Source organism: Pseudomonas sp. PDM24 (genome assembly GCF_019218905.1).
Taxonomy (GTDB): Bacteria; Pseudomonadota; Gammaproteobacteria; order Pseudomonadales; family Pseudomonadaceae; genus Aquipseudomonas.
In genome coordinates this window covers 1,579,645-1,604,791 of sequence record NZ_JAHUWR010000001.1, presented here as the reverse complement: position 1 = coordinate 1,604,791, position 25,147 = coordinate 1,579,645, and the positions used below count along the sequence as shown (strand labels likewise).

Genomic DNA, 25,147 nt, shown 5'->3' with positions numbered 1-25,147 from the left:
GGGTTAAATAGTTAATACTGGCGCTGGCAATAACAGACTCTAATTTGAGTTGCGCAGCTTGTTATAAGATGCAAAAGTTAAAAAAGGCAATGATATATTTATAGATAAGACCGAGATCGCGCAATGTCAGTTAATGGCACGCGGACCTGATGCTCTCTATTCAAAAAGTGAAGAAGGATCATGACTCGTTCATCACCTAACATGCTCAGGAAAATACCTTCCAGTGTCGACAGTGGTCCTCGGGTTATTTGCAGCGTTTCCCCAGGTTTGAACGGTTGAGAGGCCTGCATTACGGGTGGCTTAAAACACCGGGTACGCAGATGCTCGATGACATCGTCCGGGACGATTGCCGGGCCGTGGTTGAAGTCGACGAGGCGGCTGACACCGCGGGTAGAACGCAGGGGCGCCCATTTGTCGTCATGGCTCAGCTGAATGAAAAGATACCCCGGGAAGAGAGGTTCGAGCGATTGATGGGGTTTGCCATGAATCAGGCGCTCGCTAATAATTTGCGGACAAAATATAACGTAGTTTTGTCGCAATAGATTGATTTGTGCCCGTTCATCCTGGCGCGGCTTGCATTGCAAAAGATACCAGTTGGAACCTTGGGTACTCGTCAGCATTCTGGCAAGCTCCGGAATATGGGTTAAGCATGCCTGTTCACGCCTCAGCAATGCCACTGCCCCTCCAATGAACGCTTTAGAGTAGGTGGAATTGCGAAAGTGTTAAGTCACTGGAACAGGTGTGTCAATAATGAAACATGTAATGGGCAAGTAACGATAGAACACCCAAGTCAATAATTTGGCGTGAGCGCCGTGCAGCTAGTTTGCTTTGTTGGACGGCGCTCAAATAGAACTTTTGATCGAAAAGTGTAAAGGTTACTTAACGCTATCAGTGATATCGATGTGTCATCAGATCGTTGCGATGGGCAAAGCTACCGCAGGGTCCGAACTCTCGGTCCTATGAAAAATAAACACTGTCTATCGTGAACTTAATCGCTGGGGGCTGACGTATATCTATTAAAGGAATTACATCTTTTTATACGTCGACCCTGTTAGGTATCGACCACTCCAGACGGCCTGTCAAATGTCACTAGTCAAAAATATAGCCTTCTGTCCAATAATCTATTAAAAGCCCTCAAGCCATTGTTTTAACGGGCCATTTTTTTTGACGCACACAGAGTACTTGCTGAAACCGACCGGCAGACAACACACAAAACCCTCCTAAATCAAAAGCGGGCAGATGGCGGTCAAGGGTATTTACTGAAAATAGATCGCACAATACAATGAGAATCGTTACTACTAACTCATCGAGTGCGACGTCTTGAGCCAGCCCCACCCCTTCGCCCGCCGCAAGATCTTCATGAAACACGCGTTGCCGACGCTCTCCTGCGTTATGTTTGCCAGTCCTCTGTGGGCACAGGCACCCCTCGAACTGCCGACCACGGATATTCAGGCAAGCCGCGTGAGCCAGGACACGAGCTACACCACCTCTCAAGCCAGCACCGCGAGCAAAAGCAATGTGCCGATCAAGGAAGAGGCGCAATCGGTCAATGTGGTCACCCAACAGACCCTGGCTGACTATCAGGTGCGCTCGCTGGACGACGCCATGAAGTTTGTCAGTGGTGTCAGCCAGGGCAATACCTTGGGCAACTCGCGGGACTCCCTGGTCAAGCGCGGTTTTGGCACCAACGACGACGGCTCGATCCTGCGCGATGGCGTGCGTTCCAATATGGGCCACAACTTCAGCGCCACCACGGATCGTGTGGAAGTGCTCAAAGGGCCTGCTTCAATGCTGTACGGCGCGCTGGAGCCCGGCGGATTGATCAACGTGATCAGCAAGAAGCCTGAATACACCCAGAGCACGACGCTCAGCGGCTCGGCCTATAGCGAAGGCGGCGGCACCCTGGCCGTGGACACCACCGGGCCTTTGGGAGACACGGGCCTGGCCTATCGCCTGATTGCCGAACGCGGCCATGAGGATTATTGGCGCAACTATGGTGTGAACGAGAGCACCCTGGTCGCGCCATCGCTGAGCTGGACCGGTGATCGCGCCAGCCTGACCCTGAGCTACGAATACAACGATTATTCCAGCCCCTTCGACCGCGGCACCGTGTTCACCAACGGTCATCCGGCGGACATCGACTACGACAAGCGCCTCGACGAACGCTGGGCGAAAAGCGTCGGTATCCGTGAAGTGGCCACCGCGCGTTTCGAGTATCAGTTGAGTGACGATTGGAAAACCCGCGTCACCTACGGCTGGAACAACGACCGCTACAGCCTCTCGATTGCCCAGCCGAATGCGTTGACCGGCAACAATCTGCGACGTGCTGCCAACGGTGCTCACTACGACGATGAAACCCGTTACGCCAGTTGGGATTTCATCGGCCAGCAGGAGCTGTTCGGCCAACGCCATGACCTGCTGATCGGCGCGGATACTGAAGCGTCCGACCAATTCCGTGGCAAAACCTACCGTAATACCCCGCGGTCAGGCTTCGACATCACCGCGCCAATTTATGGGCGTTTGGCTGAGCCCAGTCTGGTCAGTGCCACGCAAAGTGATCTGAGCAACCAGCTGACCTCAAGCTCCGTGTACTTCAAGGATAACTGGCACCTCGATGACCGCTGGATCCTGGTCCTCGGCGGTCGTCAGCAGCATTACGATCAGTACAGCGATCAGGGCCGAGGCAGCAGCTATACCGTCAACCGCGACGATAATGGCGATGCCTTCGTGCCATTTCTGGGCCTGGTCTACAAAGCCACCGATACCTTGTCGCTGTATGGTAACTACAGCCGTTCGTTCAAGCCCAATACCGAAGTCGACGACGCCGGCCACACCTTCGATCCGGAGGAGGGCCGCAGCTACGAGGTCGGTGCGAAGTACGATCCGCTACCGGGGCTGAACATCAACCTTGCGCTGTTCGACATCGTCAAGAAAAACGTCGTGACGAGCCAGTCGATCGGTGGCGTCAGCCTTTCGGAGGCGGCGGGCAAGGTCGGTTCACAGGGCCTGGAACTGGACATCACCGGGCGTGTGGCCGAGCGCTGGGACCTGATCGGCACCTACGCTTACACCCACACGGAAATCCTCGACGATCCGGATGACGAAGGTCATCGCCTTGCCGATGCGCCCAAGCACACCGCGAGCCTGTACCTCACCCATCACCTGAACATTCCTGCGGAATTCGGGGCCTGGCATACCGGCGCTGGCGCACGTTACATCGGCGAGCGCGCGGCCAACAACGCCAACGATTTCTGGCTGAGCAGCTACACCGTGGCCGATGCCTTCGTGCGTTGGGAAGCGCCGATGTTCGGCTACAAGACTTCGCTGCAATTCAACGTCGACAACCTGTTCGACAAACAGTACTACCCGTCCTCTACCGGCACCCAACTGGCAGTCAATGTCGGCGAGCCGCGTACGGCACGCCTGAGCGCCAGTGTGACGTTCTGATCCTTTTGCATTGAGACGCCCCCGTTTCACTGGTTTTGTACCGGTCGGAACGGGGGGCGCCTCACTCTTTATTCGCCGGGCTCCTGATGTGCCCGGCATCTTCTTAAGGTTGTATGTCGATGCGTCGAACTCTCGTTTCTCTGTGTGTGATCCAAGCCATTTCCCAGACCACCTGGGCTGACCAGGCACCGACTGATCCTGCGTCAATAGAGTTACAAGCGATCGACATCAACGGCACATTCGAAGAGCAGGCCCAGGGCCCGGTTCAAGGGTATCGGGCGACTCGTTCGGCCAGTGCGACGCGCACCGACACTCCGATTCATGAAACCCCCCAATCGATCAGCGTGGTCACCCGGGATGTCGTGGAAGACCTCGGCGCCACCCGCCTGCAAGACGCTCTCGATTACGCCGGTGGCGTGGGTCGTGCGAACAATTTCGGCGGCCAGGGCCTGACCACTTTCACCGTGCGAGGCTTTACCACCGGTGAGTTCTACCGCAACGGTTTCCCGATCAACCGCGGTTATCCGAACATGCCCGACGCCAATACCATCGAGCGTCTGGAGGTCCTGCGCGGGCCAGCCACCACGCTCTACGGCCGTGGCGACCCAGGCGGTACCTTCAACGTGGTGTCCAAACAACCCCTGGCCGAGCGCACCGTCACCCTGGGCAGTCAGCTCAATGATCAGGGCATGCGTCGCGCAACGATGGATGCCACAGGGCCGCTGGACGATGAAGGGCGACTGGCCTATCGGCTGAACGTGATAGGCGAGGGTGGCGACACCTTCCGTGATCACGTCGAAAACGAGCGTTATGGTGTGGCGCCGGTCCTCGGTTGGCAGGTCAACGACACTACCCGTATCACCTTCGAAGGCGATTTCATGCGCAATAACGCGCCGCTCGATCGGGGTGTGACCCGCTATCGCAATCAGATCGGCGTTGCGTCGCGGGATACTTTTTTCGGTGAAAAGGATATCGGCAAGCTGCACAACGACAACAACATGGCGCAACTGCGTTTCGAACATTTCCTGAACGACAACTGGACCTTGGGCGGCGGCACGCAATTTCTCGACGGCAGTCTGCAAGGCAATGCCATCGAAGCCAACGGTGTCGCTGCCGATGGCCGAACGCTGGGACGCAACTTCAATTACCGCAAACTGGAATGGCGTGACCGGGATGTGCAGTTGAACCTGACCGGGCATTTATCCACGGCCGGATTCGATCACACGTTGCTCACGGGCATCGAGTATGAGGATTACGATTACAAGTCGATCATCCGTCGCTCCAGTGGGGCGGTGAGTGCCTACCCCATCGATATTTTCAATCCGGTCTACGGCCAGCCGCGTCCGGCGTTGACTCGCACCACCACCCACGATCAGGAAAGCCTCAAGACCTATGCCGCTTTCGTGCAAGATCAGGTAACGCTGACCGAGCGCTTGAAAGTCTTGGCAGGCGTACGTTTCGAACGCTTCGAACAGGATTACGACAGCTACCTCGTCAACGGCACAAGCTGGACCAACAGCGACAACGCCGTCACCCCGCGCCTGGGGCTGATCTATGATCTGACCCCGACCGTGGCGATCTATGCCGACACGGCGCGGTCCTTCAAGCCCAACAGCGGTGCCAGTCGAACGGGCGGCGGCTTCAAACCTGAAGAAGGCAAATCCTACGAGGTGGGCGTCAAATGGCAGGCCCTTGATCGTCAGCTAAGCGTGGATGCCGCGGTGTATCAGATCGAAAAGCGCAATGTCCTGACGACAGACCCGGTGGACTCGACCTTCAGTGTTGCGGCGGGTGAAGTTCGTAGCCGTGGCTTTGATCTGAACGTGGCCGGCAACCTCACGCCAGAGTGGCGCATGATCGGTGGCTACGCCTACGTGGATGCCGAAGTCACCCAGGATAACGTGCTGAAGTCAGGCACCCGGCTGGTGAACATTCCGCGCAACAGTTTCAGCCTGCTGAACGTCTACGAGTTTCAGGACGGTGGCCTCAAAGGACTGGGCCTGGGACTGGGCGCCAAGTATGTCGACGAGCGCGCCGGCCAGACCGCGGCCAATGCCTTCTCCATGGATAGCTACAAGGTGTTCGACCTGCTCAGCTTTTACAAAGTCAACGAGCACCTGCGGCTTAACCTCGACCTGAAGAATGTGTTCGACAGTCACTACGATGAAGGCGCCTTTGGCAACGTTTACGCTTATCCGGGCGCGCCGAGAACCGTGCAGATGGGAATTTCATACACCTTGTAGAGAGCGCTTCAGGGCGCACTTTTATAAAGCGCCACACGAACAACCTGCGTCAGTCGGAGGCGGCGTCATGAACGTTTGCCTTCAACTTCGAGAAAGGGTGGCCTGATCATCCGCTTTTCCAGCGACGTTGGCTCACCACTGTCTGCATTCGCAGCCCTCGGTCAATGACGATCGATCGGGAATGAACTGTGGCGAGGGGGCTTGCCCCCGTTTGAGCGCGTAGCGCTCACAAAAATCTTTGCTACACCAGAGATTTTCAGGACTGCTTCGCAGCCCAACGGGGGGCAAGCCCCCTCGCCACAGGGCATTACTCAAAACGCCCACCGACTCATTCCTCGATAACAAACGCTCCTGGCAGTTGGATCCCACTGAGCAGTGGTTGCCCATTCCTTCAGCCCGCATGTTAAAAAATGTTATTTTAAAAAAAGACTTCACATAATCTGCTCATTGGAGGATTATCTGCTCAACCTGTATGACAACCTGATAACAAGACAAAAACAGGATGGCTACGATGTTCGACAAGGTCCCGACTCACGTGCTGAGTGACAGCGTCGCTCAGCAGCTGCTGGACAAGATTGACAGCGGTGTGTTCGCCACCGGCAGCAAACTGCCCAGTGAAGCCATGCTCTCGGAAGCCTTCGGTGTCAGTCGCACCGTGGTCCGCGAAGCCATCTCCCGTCTCAAGAACGAAGGCGTGCTGCAGCCTCAACAAGGGCGCGGCATCTTCGTTACCGCCAACGCCAATATCCGCCCGCTGCGTATCGATTACGCCGAAGCCAATCTGCCCGGCAGTGTCTTTCACCTGTTGGCGCTGCGACGTGCCATCGAGGCGGAAATCGCCAGCGAGGCGGCGCTCAATCGCAGCGAGGCCGATCTGGTGCAGATTGACGAGGCGCTGGCACGCATCGACGAAGAGGTGGATGAAGGGCAGGACGGTGTGCGTGCCGACGTGGCTTTTCACCGCGCCATCGCTCAAGCCACGGGCAATCCCTACTTTCTCAAGACACTGGAATTCGTCAGTCAGTACCTGGAGGCCGCCACCCGCATCACCCGTACCAATGAAGCTGGCAGGGCGGATTTCTCCCGTCAGGTGCATGAAGAACACCAGGCGATCGTGGCGGCCATTCGGCTGCGCGATCCGCTCGCCGCCGGGCATGCCGCCCGTGCCCATATCTACAACGCGGCCCGCCGCCTGCGCCTTGCTGGCGTGGAATAGGCCGCTGTTTTCCTCGTAAGCCGGTAACTAAGGAGTACCCCATGAATAACAAGAATGTCGGTGTTGTCGGTCTGGGCGCGATGGGCCTGGGCATTGCCCGCTCACTGTTGCGCAGCGGCTTTAATGTGCATGCCTGCGATGTGCGTGCCGCGGTGACGGAACAGTTTGCCAGCGAGGGTGGCGTGGCGTGTGCTTCACCCGCGCACATGGCAGCTGAGTGCGACGTGATCATTACCGTGGTGGTGAATGCCGAGCAGACCGAAACCGTGTTGTTTGGCGAGGGTGGTGCCGTCGCTGCGTTGCGCCCTGGCAGCCTGGTGATCGGTTGCGCCACCGTCGCGCCGACCTACGCCGTGGACCTGGGCCAGCGCCTGACCGAGCAAGGCTTGCTGTATCTGGATGCCCCGATTTCCGGTGGCGCGGCCAAGGCGGCGGCCGGTGAAATGACCATGATGACGTCTGGCCCGGCCGATGCTTATGCCAAGGCCGACGCGGTCCTCGCAGGCATGGCCGGCAAGGTCTATCGCCTGGGCGACAACCATGGCCTGGGCTCGAAGGTCAAGATCATCAACCAGTTGCTCGCCGGGGTGCACATCGCTGCGTCTGCCGAAGCCATGGCGCTGGGCCTGCGTGAAGGTGTTGATGCCGATGCGCTGTACGAAGTGATCACCCACAGCGCCGGCAATTCCTGGATGTTCGAAAACCGCGTGCCGCACATTCTCAAGGCCGATTACACACCGTTGTCCGCGGTGGATATTTTCGTCAAGGACCTGGGCCTGGTGCTGGATACCGCACGGGCCAGCAAATTCCCGCTGCCGTTGTCGGCCACCGCCCACCAGATGTTCATGCAGGCTTCCAGCGCCGGTTTCGGTCGTGAAGACGACTCGGCGGTGATCAAGATTTTCCCCGGCATCGAGTTGCCGACTGCCAAGACTGAGCCGGTTTGAGGATCGCCCAATGAACACAACCACTGCACGCCCATTGCTGGGTTGCATCGCCGACGATTTCACCGGTGCCACAGACCTTGCCAACATGCTGGTGCGCGGCGGTATGCGCACCGTGCAAAGCATCGGCATTCCGAGCAGTGAAGTGGCTGCCGAGTTCGACGCCGACGCGATTGTCATCGCGCTGAAGTCGCGCACCATTCCCGTCGCCGAAGCGGTCGAACAGTCCCTCGCGGCGCTGGCCTGGCTGCGTGAGCAAGGCTGCGAGCAGATCTTTTTCAAATATTGCTCGACGTTTGATTCCACCGCAGCCGGCAACATCGGCCAGGTCAGCGAAGCGCTGCTGGCGGCGTTGGGTAGCGATTTCACCTTGGCGTGCCCGGCGTTTCCGGAAAATGGCCGGACGATCTTTCGCGGCCACCTGTTTGTGCAGGATCAACTGCTCAACGAGTCGGGCATGCAGCATCACCCGCTGACGCCGATGACCGACGCCAATCTGGTTCGGGTCTTGCAGTCGCAGACCGGTCTGAACGTCGGCTTGTTGCGTTACGACACCATTGCCCAAGGGGCCGAGCAGGTGCGTGAGCGCATCAACGAGCTGCGGGCTCAAGGTGTCGGCATGGCGATTGCCGATGCCTTGTCGGACCGCGATCTGTACACCCTCGGGGCCGCTTGCGCTGATTTGCCGTTGTTGACTGGCGGTTCGGGGCTTGCATTGGGCTTGCCGGAAAATTTCCGTCACGCCGGCAAACTGCGTGACCTCGACGCCTCGAAACTCCCGGCAGTATCAGGCGGTGAAGTGGTGTTGGCCGGCAGCGCTTCGATCGCTACCAATGGGCAAGTGGCCGCCTGGCTCGAAGCCGGTCGGCCAGCACTGCGGATTGATCCGTTGGCCCTGGCTGCCGGGGAACCGGTGGTCGCCCAGGCTTTGGCCTTTGCCCGTGATAACGAACAAACCGTATTGATCTACGCCACCAGCACCCCGGACGAAGTGAAGGCGGTGCAACAGCAACTCGGCGTCGAACGGGCCGGTACCTTGGTGGAGAATGCGTTGGGGGAGATCGCTCAGGGCCTTCGCCAGAGCGGCGTACGACGCTTCGTGATCGCTGGCGGTGAAACCTCGGGCGCCGTGGTTCAGGCGCTGGGTGTGCAACTGCTGCAGATCGGCGCACAAATTGATCCGGGCGTGCCGGCCACCGTCAGTAGCACCGATGAGCCTCTGGCCCTGGCACTCAAATCGGGCAACTTCGGTGGCCGGGATTTCTTCAGCAAAGCCTTGAAGCAATTGGCCGGGGATGTGCAATGAAGGGTGCAATGAACGGTGCAGTGAGTAATGAAAATGCCCTGCGCGAAGAAATCTGCCAGGTTGGTCGCAGCCTTTATGAGCGTGGTTACACGGTCGGCAGCGCCGGCAATATCAGCGCGCGTCTGGATGACGGCTGGTTGATCACACCGACCGATGTCTGCCTCGGCCGCCTCGACCCGGCGACCATCGCCAAGGTCAATCTGGCCGGCGAATGGGTGTCCGGTGACAAGCCGTCAAAGACACTGGCGCTGCATCGCCAGGTCTACGATCGCAACCCGAGCGTCGGTGGCGTGGTGCATACCCATTCCACCCATCTGGTGGCGTTGACGCTGGCCGGTGTCTGGCAGCCGGACAACATCCTGCCGCCGCTGACGCCGTATCAGGTGATGAAAGTCGGGCCTGTCCCGTTGATTGGTTACCAGCGGCCCGGCTCGCCGAAGGTGGCCGAACAGGTCGCGCAATGGGCCAACCGCGTTCGCGGCGTGATGCTCGAGCGGCTGGGGCCGGTAGTTTGGGAAAGTTCAGTGTCCAGGGCCAGCTACGCCCTGGAAGAACTCGAGGAAACCGCGCGGCTGTGGCTGATGAGCAATCCCAAGCCCGAGCCGCTCGATCAGGCAGCACTGGACGAGCTGCGAGTGACCTTTGGCGCGCACTGGTAGAGCCCTGATTTTTTAACACGACAGATCGATAAGGCAGGCCCTGATCGGGAGACGCACAGCGACTCCCCACGCTCCCGGCTTGCCTGAAAAATACAATAACAAGAGGACATCCAGGCATGACTCACCTTCACTGCGACATTTTCAGAACAACCCTTTCGTTCACCCGATGTGGAGGGCTTCTGAAATGAGCCCGTTAATCTTGATGGTTACCGCGGGGCTAGGGATCGCTCTGTTGTTGTTTCTGGTGCTCAAGTACAAGTTTCAGCCCTTCGTGGCCTTGATGCTGGTGAGCATTCTGGTGGCGCTGGTGGCCGGGGTGAAACCGGCCGATCTGGTTGCCACCATCGAAGGCGGCATGGGCAAGACCCTGGGCCATATCGCGATCATCATTGCCCTGGGCGCGATGATCGGGCGGATCATCGAACTTTCCGGCGGTGCCGAGGCGCTGGCCAAAACGTTGATTACCCGATTCGGCAACCGCCGCACGCCACTGGCACTGACGATTGCCGGGTTCATGGTCGGGGTGCCGGTGTTTTTCGAGGTCGGCGTGATCATCCTGATGCCGCTGGCCTATGGCGTCGCTCGCAGTGCGCGTAAGCCGCTGTTGGTGTTCGCGCTGCCGATGTGCGCTGCATTGTTGACCGTCCACGCCTTTCTGCCGCCACATCCGGGTGCGGTGGCCGCTGCCAGCCAATTGGGTGCCGACCTCGGTCGCGTGTTGATGTTCGGTCTGCCGATCACGGCGTTCCTCTGCTATGTCGGCTACCGCGTGGCCGGGCGCATGACCCGTCGGGTGTACCCGATGACCGACGATATTCGTGCCGAGGTCTATGGCCCACATGTCACCAACGAGGATCTGGCTGCCTGGTCCAATGGTAACGACAAGAGCCCTGAACGAGCGGCCGTGGCCGCGTCTCACATGGGTCTGGAAGAAGCCACCAGCAGCATCGTCTCCAAACTGCCATCGGCACCGCCACCGGGTTTTGGCCTGATCGTCAGCCTGATTGTGTTGCCGATCATTCTGATCCTGCTGGGAACGCTGTCCACCTCGTTGCTGCCTGCCGACTCGGTCCTGCGCGGCATCATGACCGTGCTCGGCGCGCCGCTGGTGGCGCTGCTGATCGATACTTTGCTGTGTGCCTGGTTGCTGGGTTCGCGTCGGGGCTGGAGTCGTACTCAGGTGTCTGACGTGATCGGCTCGGCCTTGCCTGGCGTGGCCATGGTGATTCTGATTGCCGGTGCCGGCGGTGTGTTCGGCAAGGTGTTGGTGGATACCGGAATCGGCGCCGTGGTCTCCGATATGCTGCGCACCACCGGTCTGCCGGTACTCGCGCTGGGCTTTCTGCTGACCATGCTGTTGCGTGCGGTTCAGGGGTCGACCACGGTGGCACTGGTGACCACCGCCGGCATTATCAGCCCGCTGATCGCTACCCTCGATCTCACGGCAAACCACATGGCACTGTTGTGCCTGGCCATGGGCGGTGGCGGGTTGGCCATGTCCCACATCAATGACGCCGGTTACTGGATCTTCACCAAATTGTCCGGGCTGAACGTGGCCGACGGCTTGCGCACCTGGACGGTGTTGACCACCTTGCTCGGCACGTTGGGTTTCGGTATTACCTTGTTGATCTGGCCGTTTGTCTAACCAATTGCCGACCTGTAGGAGCACGGCTTGCCGGCGAAAGCGTCCTTGAGATCGCCTTCGCCGGCAAGCCTGGCTCCTACAAAAACATAGATAGGAGCTACCATGCCTCGTTTTGCTGCCAACCTCAGCATGCTCTACCCGGAACATGAGTTTCTGGACCGCTTCGCCGCCGCTGCCGCCGATGGTTTCGAAGCCGTGGAATACCTGTTTCCCTACGACTACAGCGCTCAGGAACTCAAACAGCGCTTGAGCGACAACGGCCTGGTTCAGGCCCTGTTCAACGCACCGCCCGGCGATTGGGCGGCGGGCGAGCGGGGCACGGTGTCGTTGCCCGGGCGGGAGAGTGAATTTCGTAGCGGTTTCGATCGCGCGCTGGAGTACGCCGCGGTGCTGGGCAACTCACGCATCCATGTGATGGCTGGCTTGCTGCCGTCGGAAACAGATCGCCCACGGCATCACGGCGTGTACCTGGAGAACCTGGCTTACGCCACCGCGCAGGCTGCCAAGGCTGGCATCACGGTGCTGCTGGAACCGATCAATACGCGGGACATGCCGGGCTTTTTTCTCAACCGCCAGGATCAGGCCCAGGCCATCTGCAAGGAAGTGGGCGCCACTAACCTGAAGGTTCAGTTCGACTGCTACCACTGCCAGATCGTCGAAGGGGACCTGGCCACTAAACTGCGTCGGGATTTCGACGGCATCGGCCATATCCAGATCGCCGGTGTGCCGGATCGACATGAACCGGACCTGGGCGAAGTCAACTATCCCTACCTGTTCGAGCTGATTGACCAGTTGGGTTATGACGGCTGGGTAGGGTGCGAATACCGGCCGCGTGGTAACACATCAGCCGGCTTGCAATGGCTGCGTGACTGGAAGGCGCGCTAACGCCTTACACGTTGTTATCGCCGGGCAATAGCAGTTCGACACCCTGCTTGCGGATGCTGTCGGCCGCGGCAGGGGTCAGCGCGTCGTCGCTGAGGATGATGTCGAACTGCTCGAGCCCGGCGATCCTGTACATGCTGAACGTGCCGTACTTCGAACTGCTCGCCACCAGTACCACTTGCGAGGCCGATTGCATCGCGACCTGCTTGACCTCCACCTTCAGCGCCGAAGGCGTGGTAAGGCCGCGACGCAAATCCCAGGAACTGGTGGAGATGAACGCGATATCGGTGACGATCTGCCGCAAGGTGGCCACCGCCAGACCGCCCACGCACGATTGATTGGAGTGATCCAGTTGCCCGCCGGTATGAATCACCGTGACATGGGGTGCATCGATCAGCGCCTGGACAATCCCGAAGTCGTTGGTCACCACGGTCATGCCCGACAGCGCCTTGATGTACGGGACGATCTCCAGCGTACTCGTCCCCGCATCCAGATAGATCGTCATGTCTGCATGCAGCATCCGCGCGGCGAGCTTGGCCATCGCCTGCTTCTGCGGCAACTCGACCACCGCCTTGAACTGATGACTGGGCTCGCTATGGAGCTGACTGGCGATTCGCACGCCACCGGTGACCGAGTAAGCACGGCCTTCCTGTTCCAGCAACGCGATATCGCGGCGAATGGTCATGTGCGAACAGTCGAACATTTCCATCAACTGATGAACGCTCAGCACCTGATGCTTGCGCAACTGGCGCAGCATCAATTCACGGCGCTGTTCAGGGATCATCGGTGCGCCGCTTTCGGCGGCGATGTCCTTTTGACTAGGCATTCGGGCTCCAGAATGAAGAAAACCGCAGACAAGGAAAGCGGGGGCAAACATAGTAGCGAATCTACGGTGAAGGGACGAGGTGTTGCGGATCACTGTTCCCACGAGGAAACCCGCCAGCGTTAGTTCATGAATTTCTGAACTAACTATTTGCTGCAGCCTATTCAATCATTTGCCGACATGATCTTAGGATCCTCCCCACGGGACTGACGCCATCAGAGCAGCAGCCCGCAGCAACCCTTTCGACTGCCCAGTAACGCCACCAGCCCAATCCGCTAGTGGCCCGACGCAGCCGGGAGGAATGCATGAAGCTAGAGATTTTCCGCACGTTGTGGGGCTATACCGCCAGCAAGGCACAGGCCCTGGATGAATTGCTCGCCGCCGGCTTCGATGGCATCGAAGCACGCCTGCCGCTGCAGGCCAATGAGCGTGGCGAGTTCGGCGCTTTCCTGCGCAGCAATCGGGTTCCCTATATCTGCACGCTGTTCAGTGCTTACGATGTATTGCCCGACCAGAACGCCACGCCCGCCCAACACTTGGCCGACATTGATCGCAAGCTGGGCTGGGCCTCGGAGCTGACCCCACGTTTCGTCAATCTGCTGGCCGGCAACGACCGCTGGCCGCAAGCATTGCAGGTCGAGTTCTTCGGCCAGGCCATGGAACTGGCCGCCAGGCATGGGGTGTTCTGCAGTTTCGAGACTCACCGCGCCCGTTCCCTATACAGCCCTTGGGTAACCCTGGAACTGATCCGCCAACTGCCGGGACTGCGCTTCACCAGTGACATCAGTCATTGGGTGGTGTGCTGTGAGCGATTGCTGGACGACCCGGCCGACGATCTTTCGACCTTCGTCGAGCGTGTCCATCACCTTCAGGCCCGGGTCGGCTATGACCAGGGCCCGCAAGTCCCCCATCCCGCCGCCCCGGAATATGCCGGTGAACTGGCGTTTCATCAGCGCCACTGGGAGGCCGTCTGGGCCTCTCAGCTTCAGCGCGGCTATTCGCTCAGCACCCTGACGCCGGAGTTCGGTGCCGACGGTTATCTGCATCACTTGCCCTTCACCAATATGCCGGTGGCTGACCTTTGGACCTTGAACCAGTGGATGGCCCGGACCGAGCGCGAACACTTCGACCGTTTCATCCGTGAAGGAACCCGCCATGAGTAACACCTCATCAACCCAGGCCAACTTCAACAGCATCCCGGTGGTGAACATCGCGGGACTCTTCAGTATTGAACTGGAGCACCGCCTTGCAGTGGCCGAGCAACTGGGGCGCGCCGCCAGCGATGTGGGCTTTCTGTACATCACCGGGCATGGCATCGATCCGGCGCTGATCGAGAGGCTGCGCCAGGCGGCCAGCAATTATTTTGCACAGTCGCTGGAAGCCAAGATGCGCCACTACATCGGCACCTCGCAAAGCCATAAGGGGTTCGTGCCCGAAGGTGAGGAGGTGTATTCCAAGGGCAAACCGGACCATAAAGAGGCCTTCGATATCGGCTTCGAAGTGTCAGTGGATGACCCACTGTTCCTCAACTGTACGCCGCTGCTGGGGCCGAACCACTGGCCCGACGTGCCGGGCTTCCAGGGCGCGGTACAAAACTACTATCAGGCGGTGTTTGCCCTTGGCCGCCGGCTGTTTGATGGCTTCGCGTTGGCCCTGGGGCTGAAGGAGGGCTATTTCGATGCGCTGGTGACTCGCCCACCCTCCAAGCTGCGACTGATCCATTACCCCTTCGACGCCGAAGCCGTGGATGCCCCGGGTATCGGCGCGCATACCGACTACGAGTGCTTCACCATCCTGCACGCCGATCAGCCGGGGTTGGAGGTGCTTAACGATCAGGATCAATGGATCGATGCACCGCCAATGCCCGGGGCGTTCGTGGTGAACATCGGCGACATGCTGGAAGTCATGACCGCAGGTGCCTTTGTCGCCACCGCCCACCGGGTGCGCAAGGTCGCTCAGGAGCGCTACAGCTTCCCGCTGTTCTACGCCTGCGACTATCACACGCTGATCAAACCGCTGCCGGCTTTCGCCAAGGATGCCGGGGATTACGAGGCATTGGCGATTGGCGAGCACATGTGGAGCCAAGCGCTGCAGACCTACCAGTACCTGCGCAAACGCGTGGAAAACGGCGAGCTTGAGCTGCCGTCCCGGGCTCGAAAGCCATCGAGCTTCGGCCGCCTGAAAAACACCACCACTCATTCCTAAAAAAACAACCAACGGAGCTTCCCATGATGAAAACCCCCTACACCCTGACCCGACTGAGTCTGCTCGCCGCTGGCCTGTTCTGCGCCAACGCCGCCTTCGCCAGCACCGCGACCCCCGGTGTGTTGAAGGTCGGTATGGAAATCACCTACCCGCCATTCGAGTCCTACGACGCTGACAAGAATGTGGTTGGCTCCGACCCTGAGTTGGCTCATTCCCTGGCCAAGGCGATGGACGTCAAGGCTAACTTCGTAGACACCAAGTTTCCCAATCTGATCAACGGCCTCAACGCCGGGCATTACGACGCGATCATTTCCGGCATGTACATCACTCCCGAACGCCAGCTCCAGGCCCGCACCATTGCCTATGCCAACACCGGCGCCGCGATCATGGTGCCCAAGGGCAGTGAGTTGACCCCGCAGGTTCCCGAGGATTTGTGCGGCCTGAAGATCGGCCTGGAGCAGGGCACCACTTGGGTGGCCAAGTTCAACCAGTTGTCCAGCGACTACTGCGTGCCGAACAACAAAGGCGCCATCACCGTCAACGAGTACCCCTCGGCTCCCGAAGTGACGCAGGCGCTGCTCTCGAAGAACATTCAGGCGCAGGTGGAAATCGCCGGTGCCGCGCATATGATCGCCCAGCGCACCAACGGGCGGGTCGTGGTCAGTTCGCAGAAGCTGGTTTATCCGCAAACCTTGGGCATCTACGTGAAGAAAGACGCCGACGCTACCTATCAGGCGCTGGTCAAAGCCCTGGCCGACAGTAAAGCCAGCGGTGAGTACACCGCCATTCTCAAAAAATATGATCTGGAACCGGTCTCCGAGTAATGGCTGAAACCGCGCCCTCGGTCGAGGGCGCGGCTCGTACGAGGTGTCTATGCAATTCGACTGGTCTTACTTTGTTTCGCTGTTCTCCAAGACTGACTTCTGGGCGGCGAGCCTGACCGTCATCGAACTGAGTGCCCTGGCCTGGTTCCTGGGGATGGTGCTGGGCTTCGTTCTGGCATCAGCCAAATTGTCCAGCTTGCCCTGGTTGCGCATGCCGGCGTCACTCTATATCTGGTTCTTTCGCAGCATTCCGCTGCTGGTGCTGGTGGTCTTCATCTACAACCTGCCGCAGTTGCTACCCGGTGCCGGGCCGATCCTGTCAGTACCGTTCTATTCCGGCTTGTTGGCGCTGGTGGTCACTGAGGCCGCCTACATGGCCGAAATTCATCGTGGCGGACTGATCTCGGTCGCCAAGGGGCAGAAGGAAGCCGGCCGTGCTCTGGGTATCGGCCTGTTCGGCCTGCAACGGTTGATTGTGATTCCCCAGGCGTTTCGCATCTCACTGCCGACCTTGATCAATGAATACATTACGGTGGTCAAACTGACCTCGTTGATCTCGGTGATTTCACTGACCGAGCTGCTGACTGTGGGTCAGCGCCTGTATGCCCAGAACTTCCTGGTGATGGAAACCCTGGCGGCGGTGGGTGTGTATTACGTGCTGATCGTCACTGTGTTCGGCTTCGCCCTGCAACGCCTGGAACGCTACCTGGACCTCAACATGCGGACACCGCAAACCCTCGATAGCGCCTCTACAAAAGTACTGCGTGACAGTCTGGCGCCTGTCGCAACGAGCACGTTCAACCCCCCGGCCAAAGGCGCCGCCCCGGCCCTGCAACTGCAGGGCGTGCACAAACGCTACGGCGATCATCATGTGCTCAAGGGCATCGACCTGAAGGTACAAAGTGGCCAGGTGATTTCTATCATCGGCCCGTCGGGCTCCGGCAAGACCTCACTGATTCGTACGATCAATGGCCTGGAGCACATCGATCAAGGCGAAATCCTGTTGTTCGGGGAAAGCTTCATCAATGCCGGGGACAAACCGGATGGCCGTCGGGTTCGTCAGGGTGTACGGCGCATCGGCATGGTGTTCCAGAACTTCAACCTGTTCCCTCACCGGACACTGCTGGACAACATCAGCCTCGCTCCCCGTTATCATGGCATCGGCCGCGCACTGAGCGAACAACTCGCCTGCCAGTTGCTCGACAAGGTCGGCTTGTTGGCGCACGTCCACAAATATCCGCATCAACTGTCCGGGGGCCAGCAACAGCGCGTGGCTATTGCCCGGGCCATGGCCATGGACCCGGACATCTTGTTGTTCGACGAACCCACCTCGGCGCTGGATCCGGAACTGGTCGGCGAGGTGCTCACGGTCATCAGCAATCTGGCCCAGGAAGGCATGACCCTGCTAATCGTCACCCATGAGATGGACTTTGCCCTGTCGATTTCCGACCGGGTGATCTTCATGGACAACGGCCACATACAGCTGGATGCCTCACCACAGGCGATCCGCGAGGAGCCTGAGGCTCATCGAGTGCGGCGGTTCATGGGGCTGCAGGAGCCAGCGCAGGAGGTATGTCTGTCTTGAATGGGTTTAGCCGCCCCGGCAATACGCAGACTGCGCGGCGCTGGCGGTTCCGTTATTGCGACAAATAGCTCTGTTGTATACGCGCCAGGGTGCCGTCATCGCGAAGCTTTTCAACCGCCTTGCGCAGGTCTTGCACCAGTTGAGCAGAGCAAAGCCTGGAGCAAGCCAGGTAGAGCTCCGCGCTGCTCATGACCGGGCTCATGAACAGTTTGCGTTCAGACATCTTCGGCCAGATGTATCGACTCTCGGGAACACCGTTGAACCAGGCATCAATGCGACCTTTCAAGAGCATCTGCGCGGGGTTGTCGCCAATGGTCAGGGGGTAAATCTGCTCGTCGCTGAAGCCTTGTGCACGCAGGATTTCCTCCTGCGCACTACCGAGGCCGACGCCGATCACCCGGTAGGTTTTTTTCGCTTGCGCGAAGCTGCTCACCGGCCGGTCGAGGCTGAAAAAAGCGCGCTCCATGGGCATGATCGACGCGATCCAGGTGAAGTGATCTTCGCGTTCAGACGTGCGAGACAAGGGGGCTATCAGAAGATCCTGCTTCTCGCTGACGTGTTTTTGTGATCGGGCCCAGGGAAGCACATGGACATGAGCGACATAGCCGGCGTTGGCAAAGGCTGTCAGGACGGCTTCTCCGACCATTCCGTGACCCTTGGTGTCATCGACAAACGTCAGTGGCGGAGCGTCAGGGATATACAGTTCGAGCGGCAAGGGGGCGCCACACGCGTTATAGGCAATCAGCAGCGATCCCGACAGAAAAAATCTGCAAAGTGCTTTTGCGTAGGCATTTAATACCCATGAGCTTGCGCTCATGGTTGATAGTTCAGGCATTGAGCGTAGAAGGGCGCCACAAGTCACCAGTGGATCACAAGGGGGGATGAGTCTACCGGCCGTTGTTTATTATTGGATACGGTATCACCCCGCATTCTACGCAAACTTGAGGTCAGGTCACATCTTCCCCCAGGTGCCGAAGGAGGAAGGCGCTGATCTGGTCCAGTGCCCGGCGGGCTTCTTCGAGTTGATCGCTCATAGTCTGGAAGACATGAATCATTCCCGGCCAGACGTCCAGGTGTACCGCCACTTCGGCGCTGGCCAGGCGGCTGGCGAGCCGGGTTGAATCATCCAGCAGGCATTCCCGGCTGCCCACCTGGATCAGCACTGGCGGTAGACCCTGAAGGTCGCCGTATAGGGGGGAGGCCAGCGGATTCAGTGGCTCGGCGCCCTGTAAATAGGTGTCGGGCATAATGGTCTTGCCAGCAAGCGGGCCGAGCAATGGATCTCGAGCCTTCTGCAAATTCCACGACTCTCCGGTCTGAGCCATGTCCACCCAAGGCGACATCACTACCGCAGCCGCGGGCAGCGGCAAACCAGCGGCCTTGGCGGCCAGCATCAGAGCCATGCACAGACCGCCGCCGGCACTGTCGCCGGCCAGCACCAGATGCTCGGCGTTCACACCGTTTTCGAGGAGTGCACGGTAAACATCCAGAGCGTCCTCTACGGCGGCCGGGAAAGGGTGCTCCGGGGCCAGGCGGTAATCGATGCACAGGGTACGAATCCGGCTGCGGGCTGCCAATTGGCTGGTGAGCGGGCGATAGGCCTGGGCACTGCCGAATGAACTGATTCTGTTTGTTAACGATTTTATGGATCCATTGGCGTGGTTTTAGCCCTCTGACAAGCCAGCCGGATCCGTAGCGGATCATCCCGGATGTCAGCTTCGGAATCGGTCGATTCTGGTGCCGCGTATCAATGCTCTTTGGCTTTCCTGATCCTGATCAAAATAAACAGCAGGACGCAGAGCGCGAGCGGAGTCATGGCCAGCAGGGCGTCTCTCGCGGAAATGTCCGCGCCCATGACGTGCAGCCCCGAGTAGAACAGCTTGAACAGGCTCAACAAATAATAGGTGATGGCGATAATCGACAAGCCTTCGACGGCGCGCTGGATTTTGATTTGAGTATCGGCGCGAGCGTTCAGGCTCCTCAGGATTTCCGAGTTCTGCTCTTCCATTTCGACCTGGACACGGGCCTGCAACAAGTCCCCGAGGTTGGCTACGCTTTCGGCCAGTTGCTCCAGGCGCTGTTCGGTGACGGCGCAGTATCTGACCGTGGGTTTGAAGCGCCTTTCGATGAAGATACCCAGTCGCTGGCAATCACCCACATGACTTTCGCGCAGTTCACCCAGGCGTTCGAAAACCAGCTGTGCATAGGCTTGGGTGGCGCTGAAGCGGTGTCGGGTTTTTGCGCTGCTGCTGACCACTTGCGCCGACAGGTTGGCAATGTCGGTCAGCAACGCTTTCGCATTTCCGGTATCGGGGCCGGCGTTACGTTCCGAAAGGTTGACCAGGGTCTTGTCGAAGACGTTGAGCTGAGTGCTCAAGGCTTTCGCGGTGATGAGTGAAAGCGAAGCCATCATTCGGTAGGTTTCTATTTCCAGCAGGCGGCGGATCATCCGTCCCAGGCGATAGGCATTCAGGCGTTTGTTAATGAAAAGAAAACGGTTGGTGCCATCCTCGCTCAGGCGAAAATCGCTCCAGACCGTCGCATCGCCACCGCCGATGCAAGAGCCGCTGGGATCCTTGAATCCATAAACGGACAGATCGCCGGAAAAAGACGTATCTGTGCGCACCACAATCTGCACAGCGTTGATCACGTGCTGCATGAAAGGCTCGACCCGGTCCATCAAGGCCCTGGGTGGCGGGCTCCAGCATGGCTCGTGACTGGAGGAGGGCACCACCAGCGTCAGCGTCAGGAACTCTGCGTGCCGTTCCCACTTCAAGGCATGGCCCTCCAACTCGGTGATGCCCTGGGCTGCATCCGGGTCGACGGGGCCGGGGCAGCAGTGACTCAGCAAGGTGTCGCACTGCCCGTCATTCGCCAGAAACGCCAGATGAAACACGTGGGCGGGCTCGTCGAAATACAGAGAAGGGCGCGCGTGCAACTCGTTGTGCAGGATCAGTCTTTGCGGGTGCATGCTGTTTGGGCCATGTTGGAGTTGTTTGTTCTTGGGACTGGATGATGAATACCCGAGTCACAAACAAAGCCTGGCGATTGCCCAATGCCCGTCAGCCAAGCGCAGTACATGTGGGAGCGGGCTTGCTCGCGAAGGCGGTGGCACAGTCAGCATTGATGTTGCCTGACACGCCGCTTTCGCGAGCAAGCCCGCTCCCACAGGTTTTAACGCAACGTTGTACAGAACGCCCGAATCGCCTCGCAGGCCTGGTGCAACGAAGCGTCATCCAGCGCATAGGCAATGCGAATGTAGGGGCCAAGACCAAATGCACTGCCATGCACCACTGCCACGTCCGCTTCGTCGAGCAGCGCATGGGCGACATCTTCGTCGGTGTGCAGCACTCGACCGGCGGGCGAGGTTCGGCCGATCAGCCCCGCACAAGAGACGAACGCATAGAACGCACCCGCCGGGCTCACGCATTCCAGTCCCGGCGTGTCGTTCAGTAGCGTCACCATCAAATCGCGACGAGCCTGGAAAGCGGCACGGCTTTCGCGGATGAAGTCTTTCGGCCCCTCCAGCGCGGCGAGTGCGGCTTGCTGCGAAACCGAGCTCGCGCCCGAGGTCTGCTGGCCCTGCAGCTTCTCCATGGCCTCCAGCAACCAGCGCGGCCCGGTGGCAAAACCGATGCGCCAACCGGTCATGGCGTAGGCCTTGGAGACACCGTTCATGGTCAGGGTTCGCGGCGCCAGTCGTGGCTCCACCTGGGCCAGGGTGTAGAACGCTTGATCGTCGAAGATCAGATGTTCATAGATATCATCGGCCAGAATCAGCACGTGGGGGTGGTCCAGCAACACAGCCGCCAGGGCACGAAGTTCCGTCTCGCTGTACACCGCGCCGGTCGGGTTGGACGGCGAATTTAGAATTAACCAACGGGTCTGCGGGGTGATCGCGGCAGCCAGTGCCCTGGGCGTCAGTTTGAAACCCGTACCGGCATCGCACATGACGATCCGCGCTTCACCGCCGCACAGTTGCACCATTTCCGGGTAACTGACCCAGTACGGCGCCGGCACGATGACCTGGTCGCCCTCGTTGAGGGTGGCGGCCAGGGCGTTGTAGATCACCTGTTTGCCACCGTTGCAAACCAGCGTGTCTTGCCAGCTCACGTCCAGACCATTTTCGCGGCGGAACTTGGCCGCCACCGCTTCTCGCAACGAGCGCACACCGGCCACCTGGGTGTAGCGGGTGTGGCCATGCTCGATGGCGTGAATGGCCGCTTCACGCACATGTTTGGGGGTATCGAAATCGGGCTCGCCGGCACACAGCGAAATGATCTTCGCCCCTTGTGCCCGGCGTTCCGCCACTCGATCCATGATCCGATAAGTCGCCGAGGGCTGTGCGCTGGCCAGGCGTTGGTTGAGGCGCTGAATGTCGATGCTCATGCCCGGGTTCTCCAGTCTGTCAGGTTCATCAGTTCCAGGGTCGAGCGGCCTTCGGTCAGTGCCTGCATCATCTGTGTTTCCTTGTTCGCGCGCGCTTCGCCTTCGGCGAGGGTACGTGCCGCATCGGCCTTGGGGATGATGATCACGCCGTCGTCGTCAGCCACCACCAGGTCGCCCTGTGCCACGAAAGCACCATTGAAATTGAACGGTTGTCCCACTGAGGAGGCGCTGGCCTTGACCGTGCCTTTGACCGAGATGCCACGGGCAAATACCGGGAACTGGCGTTTCTTCAACGCAGCGATATCGCGTACGCCGCCATCGATTACCAAACCGACCACGCCCGCCGCTTCGGCCGCGACGGTGAGCACCTCGCCCCAATAACCGGCGATGAAACCGCCCGTGCCCACGACCAGTACGCTGCCACGGGGTACCCGCTCCATCGCCAGATGCAGGGCCAGGTTATCGCCCGGCGAACATTCCAGCGGGTAGGCGGGGGCGGCGATAAAGGCGCCGTCCCAGATCGGGCGGATCGCACTGTCAACCGCGCAGGGCAGATGGGACGCTTCATACAGCGTCGAGGTGCCCAGTACTTTTGCCCGCGCGCGAAAATCCGGGGGGAAGGGGAGCGTGGTCATCAGATTTTCCTCTGCAGATTGTGGTAACCCAATGCAGCACGGGCTTCTTTGAGGGTTTTGCCTTGAGCGATCAGGGCGCGAATGTCGGCTTCGACCGATTCGATCTGGCGGGCACATGCCGCCACTTCAGCGGCACGGGCGCGAGGCACGATTACCACGCCGTTGGCATCGGCGACCACGATGTCACGGGAGCAGACCCGTGCCGTGCCGATGGACACCGGCTGGTTGACCGACTGCACTTGCACGCGGTCTTTGCCAGTACGCATGAAGCGACCTTTGCTGAAAATCGGGTAGCCATCACCCAGCGCCTTGTTCACATCACGGCACACCCCGTCGATGACCGTGGCGGCGATCTGTCGAGTGCCGGCGTACTGGGTCATGATGTCGCCCCAAACGGTGCAGTCGGTACGGCCGCCGTTGTCGATCACCACCACGTCGCCGGGTGCGACGTCTTCGATGAAATCACCCACCGTGCCCGGCGGAACACTGGCCGAGACGTACTGCACGGTGAACGCCGGTCCGACGATGACCTTGCGGTAATTGTCCAGCGGCGCCACGCCGAGGCATTGTCCGGGCAGGCCGAGCTTGTCCAGCGCATCGGAGACGCCAGGAGTGTCGAGGCCTTCAAACAAGGCGACCAGGGTTTGATCTTCAAGATTCATCGGGCGTGCTCCACGCGAATCGCTTCGAACCGGGTGTCGTGCATCACCTCGGCCACCGAGCGGCCGCTGCGCACGGCCTCGACCATGCCGTCTTGGCGGCGGGCGATGCGCTCGCCAAGGTCGATGACCTTTTCGATATGGGTTTGGGGGACGAATACGGTTCCGCAGGTATCGGCAATGACATAGTCATCCTCGCTGACGTCGACGCCGGCCACCTTGATCGTCACCGCGGCATCGATCTGCACCACCCGGTTGCGGGCACTGATCATGGTCACGCCGCGGCCATAAACCGGGTAACCAATCGCTTCGCTGCCGTCGATGTCGCGGCTGAAACCGTCGATCACCGTGCCGCGCACCTGCTTGCCGGCCGCCGCGTTGGCGAGGATGTCGCCCCAGCAGGAGATACCTTCGATGCCGCCGGCGATCACCAGCACACGTTCGTCGCTGTCGATCTGTTCAACCACCGGGGTAATCAGGTGCACGGTCGGTAGGGTGTCGGACTTGGGTGCCAGCAATACGGTACTGGCGCGGCCAACGATCTTCGGGCAGTTCCACAGCGGGCGTAGCCCCACGGTGGCGCCCGGCAGGCCGAGGAAGTCGAGCGCATCGGAGACCGTGTTGGTATCCAGCGCCGCCAAGCGATCCAGCAAACTTTTATTGATCATGGGAAAGCCCCAGTGGTGACGGAGGCGCCCAGTGTCGGCGAGACTATTTGATAGGTATATTACTAATCACAGAAGCGTTACATACGTTAAACCTATGGATTAACCATGATCAATTTCCGCTTGATTCGTCACCTCTGGTTGTTCCTGGCCGTTGCCGAAGAACAGAATTTCGGCCGCGCCGCCAAACGCTTGGGAATGTCCCAGCCACCGTTAAGCGAGCAGATTCAGGTGCTGGAGCAGGCGCTCAAGGTCAAGCTGTTCGACCGCTCGCGGCGGGGAGCGAAACTGACCCCGGTAGGCGCCGCGATCCTGCCGGCGGTGCGCAAGTTCGCCGAGCAACTGGAGCGCCTGGAACTGGCCGTGGAAGAGGCGGTGGCGGGGCAGTCGGGGATGTTGACTGTCGGCGCGATTTCCACGGCGATGTTCGATGTGTTGCCCGGGTTGATCGAGCAGCTGAAGGTCGATTACCCGCACCTCACCGTGTCCGTGCGGGAGATCGACAGCGTCGAAGCCGTGCCTGCGCTGGAAGCCGGGGACATCGACCTGGCCTTCGCCCGTCTGGACGGCGACCTGGGCGCCTCGATCAAGTCACTGCCACTGACCGAGGATCGCCTGGTCGTGGCTTTGCCCAGCGATCACCCATTGGCTTCGCGCAAGCGCATCAGCCTGTCGAGCCTGGCCACCGAGCCCTTGGTGATGTTTTCCCGAAAGGTCAGCCCGGTGTACTTCGACAATCTGATCGCAACCTGCCGCGCCAGTGGATTTTCCCCGCGCGTGCTGCATGAAGTGCGCTCCGTCGCGTCGCAAATCGCTTTCGTCAGTTGTGGACAGGGCATCGCCCTGGTGCCGGCGTCGCTGAAAAAACTGGCCCCCGATAATGTGGTGTTGCGACCACTGAGCCAGCCGCTCAATGTGGTGACGACAGCGGTGGCCTGGAACGCCGATCGGCTCAATCCGCTGGTGGAGGAGGTGGTTGCTCGGCTCACCAAGCGTGTTTGATAGGTTTGACCTATGACG

23 protein-coding genes and 1 pseudogene are annotated in these 25,147 nt (G+C 59.6%); 14 read left to right on the top strand and 10 right to left on the bottom strand.

Going from position 1 to position 25,147, the window contains the following annotated elements; all coding sequences use genetic code 11:
• Positions 1 to 98: 98 nt before the first annotated feature.
• Both rfaH and KW837_RS07255 read right to left on the bottom strand, forming a co-directional pair.
• Complete coding sequence (gene rfaH / locus KW837_RS07260; RefSeq protein ID WP_218395036.1) at positions 99 to 620, bottom strand: transcription/translation regulatory transformer protein RfaH; 522 nt, start codon at positions 618 to 620, stop codon at positions 99 to 101.
• Between the two features lie 514 nt (positions 621 to 1,134).
• Entirely contained in the window at positions 1,135 to 1,368 is a 234-nt protein-coding gene (locus KW837_RS07255; protein ID WP_192344766.1) for a hypothetical protein, read from the bottom strand.
• On the opposite strand from KW837_RS07255, the gene KW837_RS07250 reads away from it, so the two are divergent.
• The 8 genes from KW837_RS07250 (at position 1,360) to otnI (ending at position 12,345) form a co-directional block, all read left to right on the top strand.
• Positions 1,360 to 3,447, top strand: a complete 2,088-nt coding sequence (locus KW837_RS07250; RefSeq protein WP_371317121.1) for a TonB-dependent siderophore receptor — start codon at positions 1,360 to 1,362, stop codon at positions 3,445 to 3,447. The genes KW837_RS07255 and KW837_RS07250 overlap by 9 nt on opposite strands.
• A 119-nt stretch (positions 3,448 to 3,566) precedes the next feature.
• Positions 3,567 to 5,690 carry a TonB-dependent siderophore receptor gene (locus KW837_RS07245; protein ID WP_218395034.1) on the top strand — a complete coding sequence of 708 codons (2,124 nt, stop codon included), beginning with the start codon at positions 3,567 to 3,569 and terminating at the stop codon, positions 5,688 to 5,690.
• A gap of 511 nt (positions 5,691 to 6,201) precedes the next feature.
• Entirely contained in the window at positions 6,202 to 6,906 is a 705-nt protein-coding gene (locus KW837_RS07240; RefSeq protein ID WP_063343794.1) for a FadR/GntR family transcriptional regulator, read from the top strand.
• A 41-nt stretch (positions 6,907 to 6,947) separates the two neighbouring features.
• Positions 6,948 to 7,853, top strand: coding sequence for an L-threonate dehydrogenase (gene ltnD / locus KW837_RS07235; RefSeq protein WP_218395033.1), 906 nt, complete (start codon positions 6,948 to 6,950; stop codon positions 7,851 to 7,853).
• 10 nt (positions 7,854 to 7,863) lie between these two features.
• Positions 7,864 to 9,156 carry a 3-oxo-tetronate kinase gene (gene otnK, locus KW837_RS07230; protein WP_218395032.1) on the top strand — a complete coding sequence of 431 codons (1,293 nt, stop codon included), beginning with the start codon at positions 7,864 to 7,866 and terminating at the stop codon, positions 9,154 to 9,156.
• Positions 9,157 to 9,176: 20 nt separating this feature from the next.
• The gene (locus KW837_RS07225; RefSeq protein WP_185022088.1) at positions 9,177 to 9,815 is read left to right on the top strand and encodes an aldolase; all 639 of its coding nucleotides are present in this window, start codon (positions 9,177 to 9,179) and stop codon (positions 9,813 to 9,815) included.
• Positions 9,816 to 9,999: 184 nt separating this feature from the next.
• Complete coding sequence (locus tag KW837_RS07220; protein ID WP_192344561.1) at positions 10,000 to 11,460, top strand: SLC13 family permease; 1,461 nt, start codon at positions 10,000 to 10,002, stop codon at positions 11,458 to 11,460.
• A 102-nt stretch (positions 11,461 to 11,562) separates the two neighbouring features.
• A complete protein-coding gene (gene otnI, locus KW837_RS07215; protein WP_218395031.1) occupies positions 11,563 to 12,345 on the top strand; it encodes a 2-oxo-tetronate isomerase in 783 nt (260 codons plus the stop codon).
• 4 nt (positions 12,346 to 12,349) lie between these two features.
• Here the strand turns inward: otnI and KW837_RS07210 are convergent, their stop codons facing one another.
• The gene (locus KW837_RS07210; RefSeq protein WP_218395030.1) at positions 12,350 to 13,168 is read right to left on the bottom strand and encodes a DeoR/GlpR family DNA-binding transcription regulator; all 819 of its coding nucleotides are present in this window, start codon (positions 13,166 to 13,168) and stop codon (positions 12,350 to 12,352) included.
• 302 nt (positions 13,169 to 13,470) lie between these two features.
• Here KW837_RS07210 and KW837_RS07205 point away from each other — a divergent pair, with 302 nt between their 5' ends.
• The 5 genes and pseudogenes from KW837_RS07205 (at position 13,471) to KW837_RS29015 (ending at position 17,779) form a co-directional block, all read left to right on the top strand.
• Complete coding sequence (locus KW837_RS07205) at positions 13,471 to 14,328, top strand: sugar phosphate isomerase/epimerase (RefSeq protein ID WP_218395029.1); 858 nt, start codon at positions 13,471 to 13,473, stop codon at positions 14,326 to 14,328.
• On the top strand, positions 14,321 to 15,370 hold the full coding sequence (locus tag KW837_RS07200) for an isopenicillin N synthase family oxygenase (protein WP_218395028.1): 1,050 nt from the start codon (positions 14,321 to 14,323) through the stop codon (positions 15,368 to 15,370). Before KW837_RS07205 ends, KW837_RS07200 begins: the two co-directional genes overlap by 8 nt.
• Positions 15,371 to 15,396: 26 nt before the next feature.
• Positions 15,397 to 16,194, top strand: a complete 798-nt coding sequence (locus KW837_RS07195; protein ID WP_218395170.1) for a transporter substrate-binding domain-containing protein — start codon at positions 15,397 to 15,399, stop codon at positions 16,192 to 16,194.
• 49 nt (positions 16,195 to 16,243) lie between these two features.
• Positions 16,244 to 16,846 (top strand): annotated as a pseudogene (locus KW837_RS29020) (amino acid ABC transporter permease); the annotation flags it as partial.
• 66 nt (positions 16,847 to 16,912) lie between these two features.
• Complete coding sequence (locus KW837_RS29015; RefSeq protein ID WP_371317120.1) at positions 16,913 to 17,779, top strand: amino acid ABC transporter ATP-binding protein; 867 nt, start codon at positions 16,913 to 16,915, stop codon at positions 17,777 to 17,779.
• A 52-nt stretch (positions 17,780 to 17,831) separates the two neighbouring features.
• Here the strand turns inward: KW837_RS29015 and KW837_RS07185 are convergent, their stop codons facing one another.
• The 7 genes from KW837_RS07185 to KW837_RS07155 form a co-directional block, all read right to left on the bottom strand.
• The gene (locus KW837_RS07185) at positions 17,832 to 18,596 is read right to left on the bottom strand and encodes an ABC transporter substrate-binding protein (RefSeq protein WP_218395026.1); all 765 of its coding nucleotides are present in this window, start codon (positions 18,594 to 18,596) and stop codon (positions 17,832 to 17,834) included.
• A 130-nt stretch (positions 18,597 to 18,726) separates the two neighbouring features.
• Positions 18,727 to 19,404 carry an alpha/beta hydrolase gene (locus KW837_RS07180; protein ID WP_371317119.1) on the bottom strand — a complete coding sequence of 226 codons (678 nt, stop codon included), beginning with the start codon at positions 19,402 to 19,404 and terminating at the stop codon, positions 18,727 to 18,729.
• Between the two features lie 122 nt (positions 19,405 to 19,526).
• Positions 19,527 to 20,750 (bottom strand): DUF3422 domain-containing protein, encoded by a 1,224-nt coding sequence (locus tag KW837_RS07175; RefSeq protein ID WP_218395025.1) that lies wholly within the window; start codon positions 20,748 to 20,750, stop codon positions 19,527 to 19,529.
• A 203-nt stretch (positions 20,751 to 20,953) separates the two neighbouring features.
• Positions 20,954 to 22,168, bottom strand: coding sequence for a pyridoxal phosphate-dependent aminotransferase (locus KW837_RS07170; RefSeq protein ID WP_218395024.1), 1,215 nt, complete (start codon positions 22,166 to 22,168; stop codon positions 20,954 to 20,956).
• Entirely contained in the window at positions 22,165 to 22,803 is a 639-nt protein-coding gene (locus KW837_RS07165) for an RraA family protein (RefSeq protein ID WP_218395023.1), read from the bottom strand. The genes KW837_RS07170 and KW837_RS07165 overlap by 4 nt, the downstream gene beginning before the upstream one ends.
• A complete protein-coding gene (locus KW837_RS07160; protein ID WP_192344570.1) occupies positions 22,803 to 23,465 on the bottom strand; it encodes an RraA family protein in 663 nt (220 codons plus the stop codon). Before KW837_RS07160 ends, KW837_RS07165 begins: the two co-directional genes overlap by 1 nt.
• Complete coding sequence (locus tag KW837_RS07155) at positions 23,462 to 24,130, bottom strand: RraA family protein (protein WP_218395022.1); 669 nt, start codon at positions 24,128 to 24,130, stop codon at positions 23,462 to 23,464. Before KW837_RS07155 ends, KW837_RS07160 begins: the two co-directional genes overlap by 4 nt.
• Before the next feature lie 105 nt (positions 24,131 to 24,235).
• On the opposite strand from KW837_RS07155, the gene KW837_RS07150 reads away from it, so the two are divergent.
• Complete coding sequence (locus KW837_RS07150; RefSeq protein WP_192344572.1) at positions 24,236 to 25,129, top strand: LysR family transcriptional regulator; 894 nt, start codon at positions 24,236 to 24,238, stop codon at positions 25,127 to 25,129.
• Positions 25,130 to 25,147 lie beyond the last annotated feature (18 nt).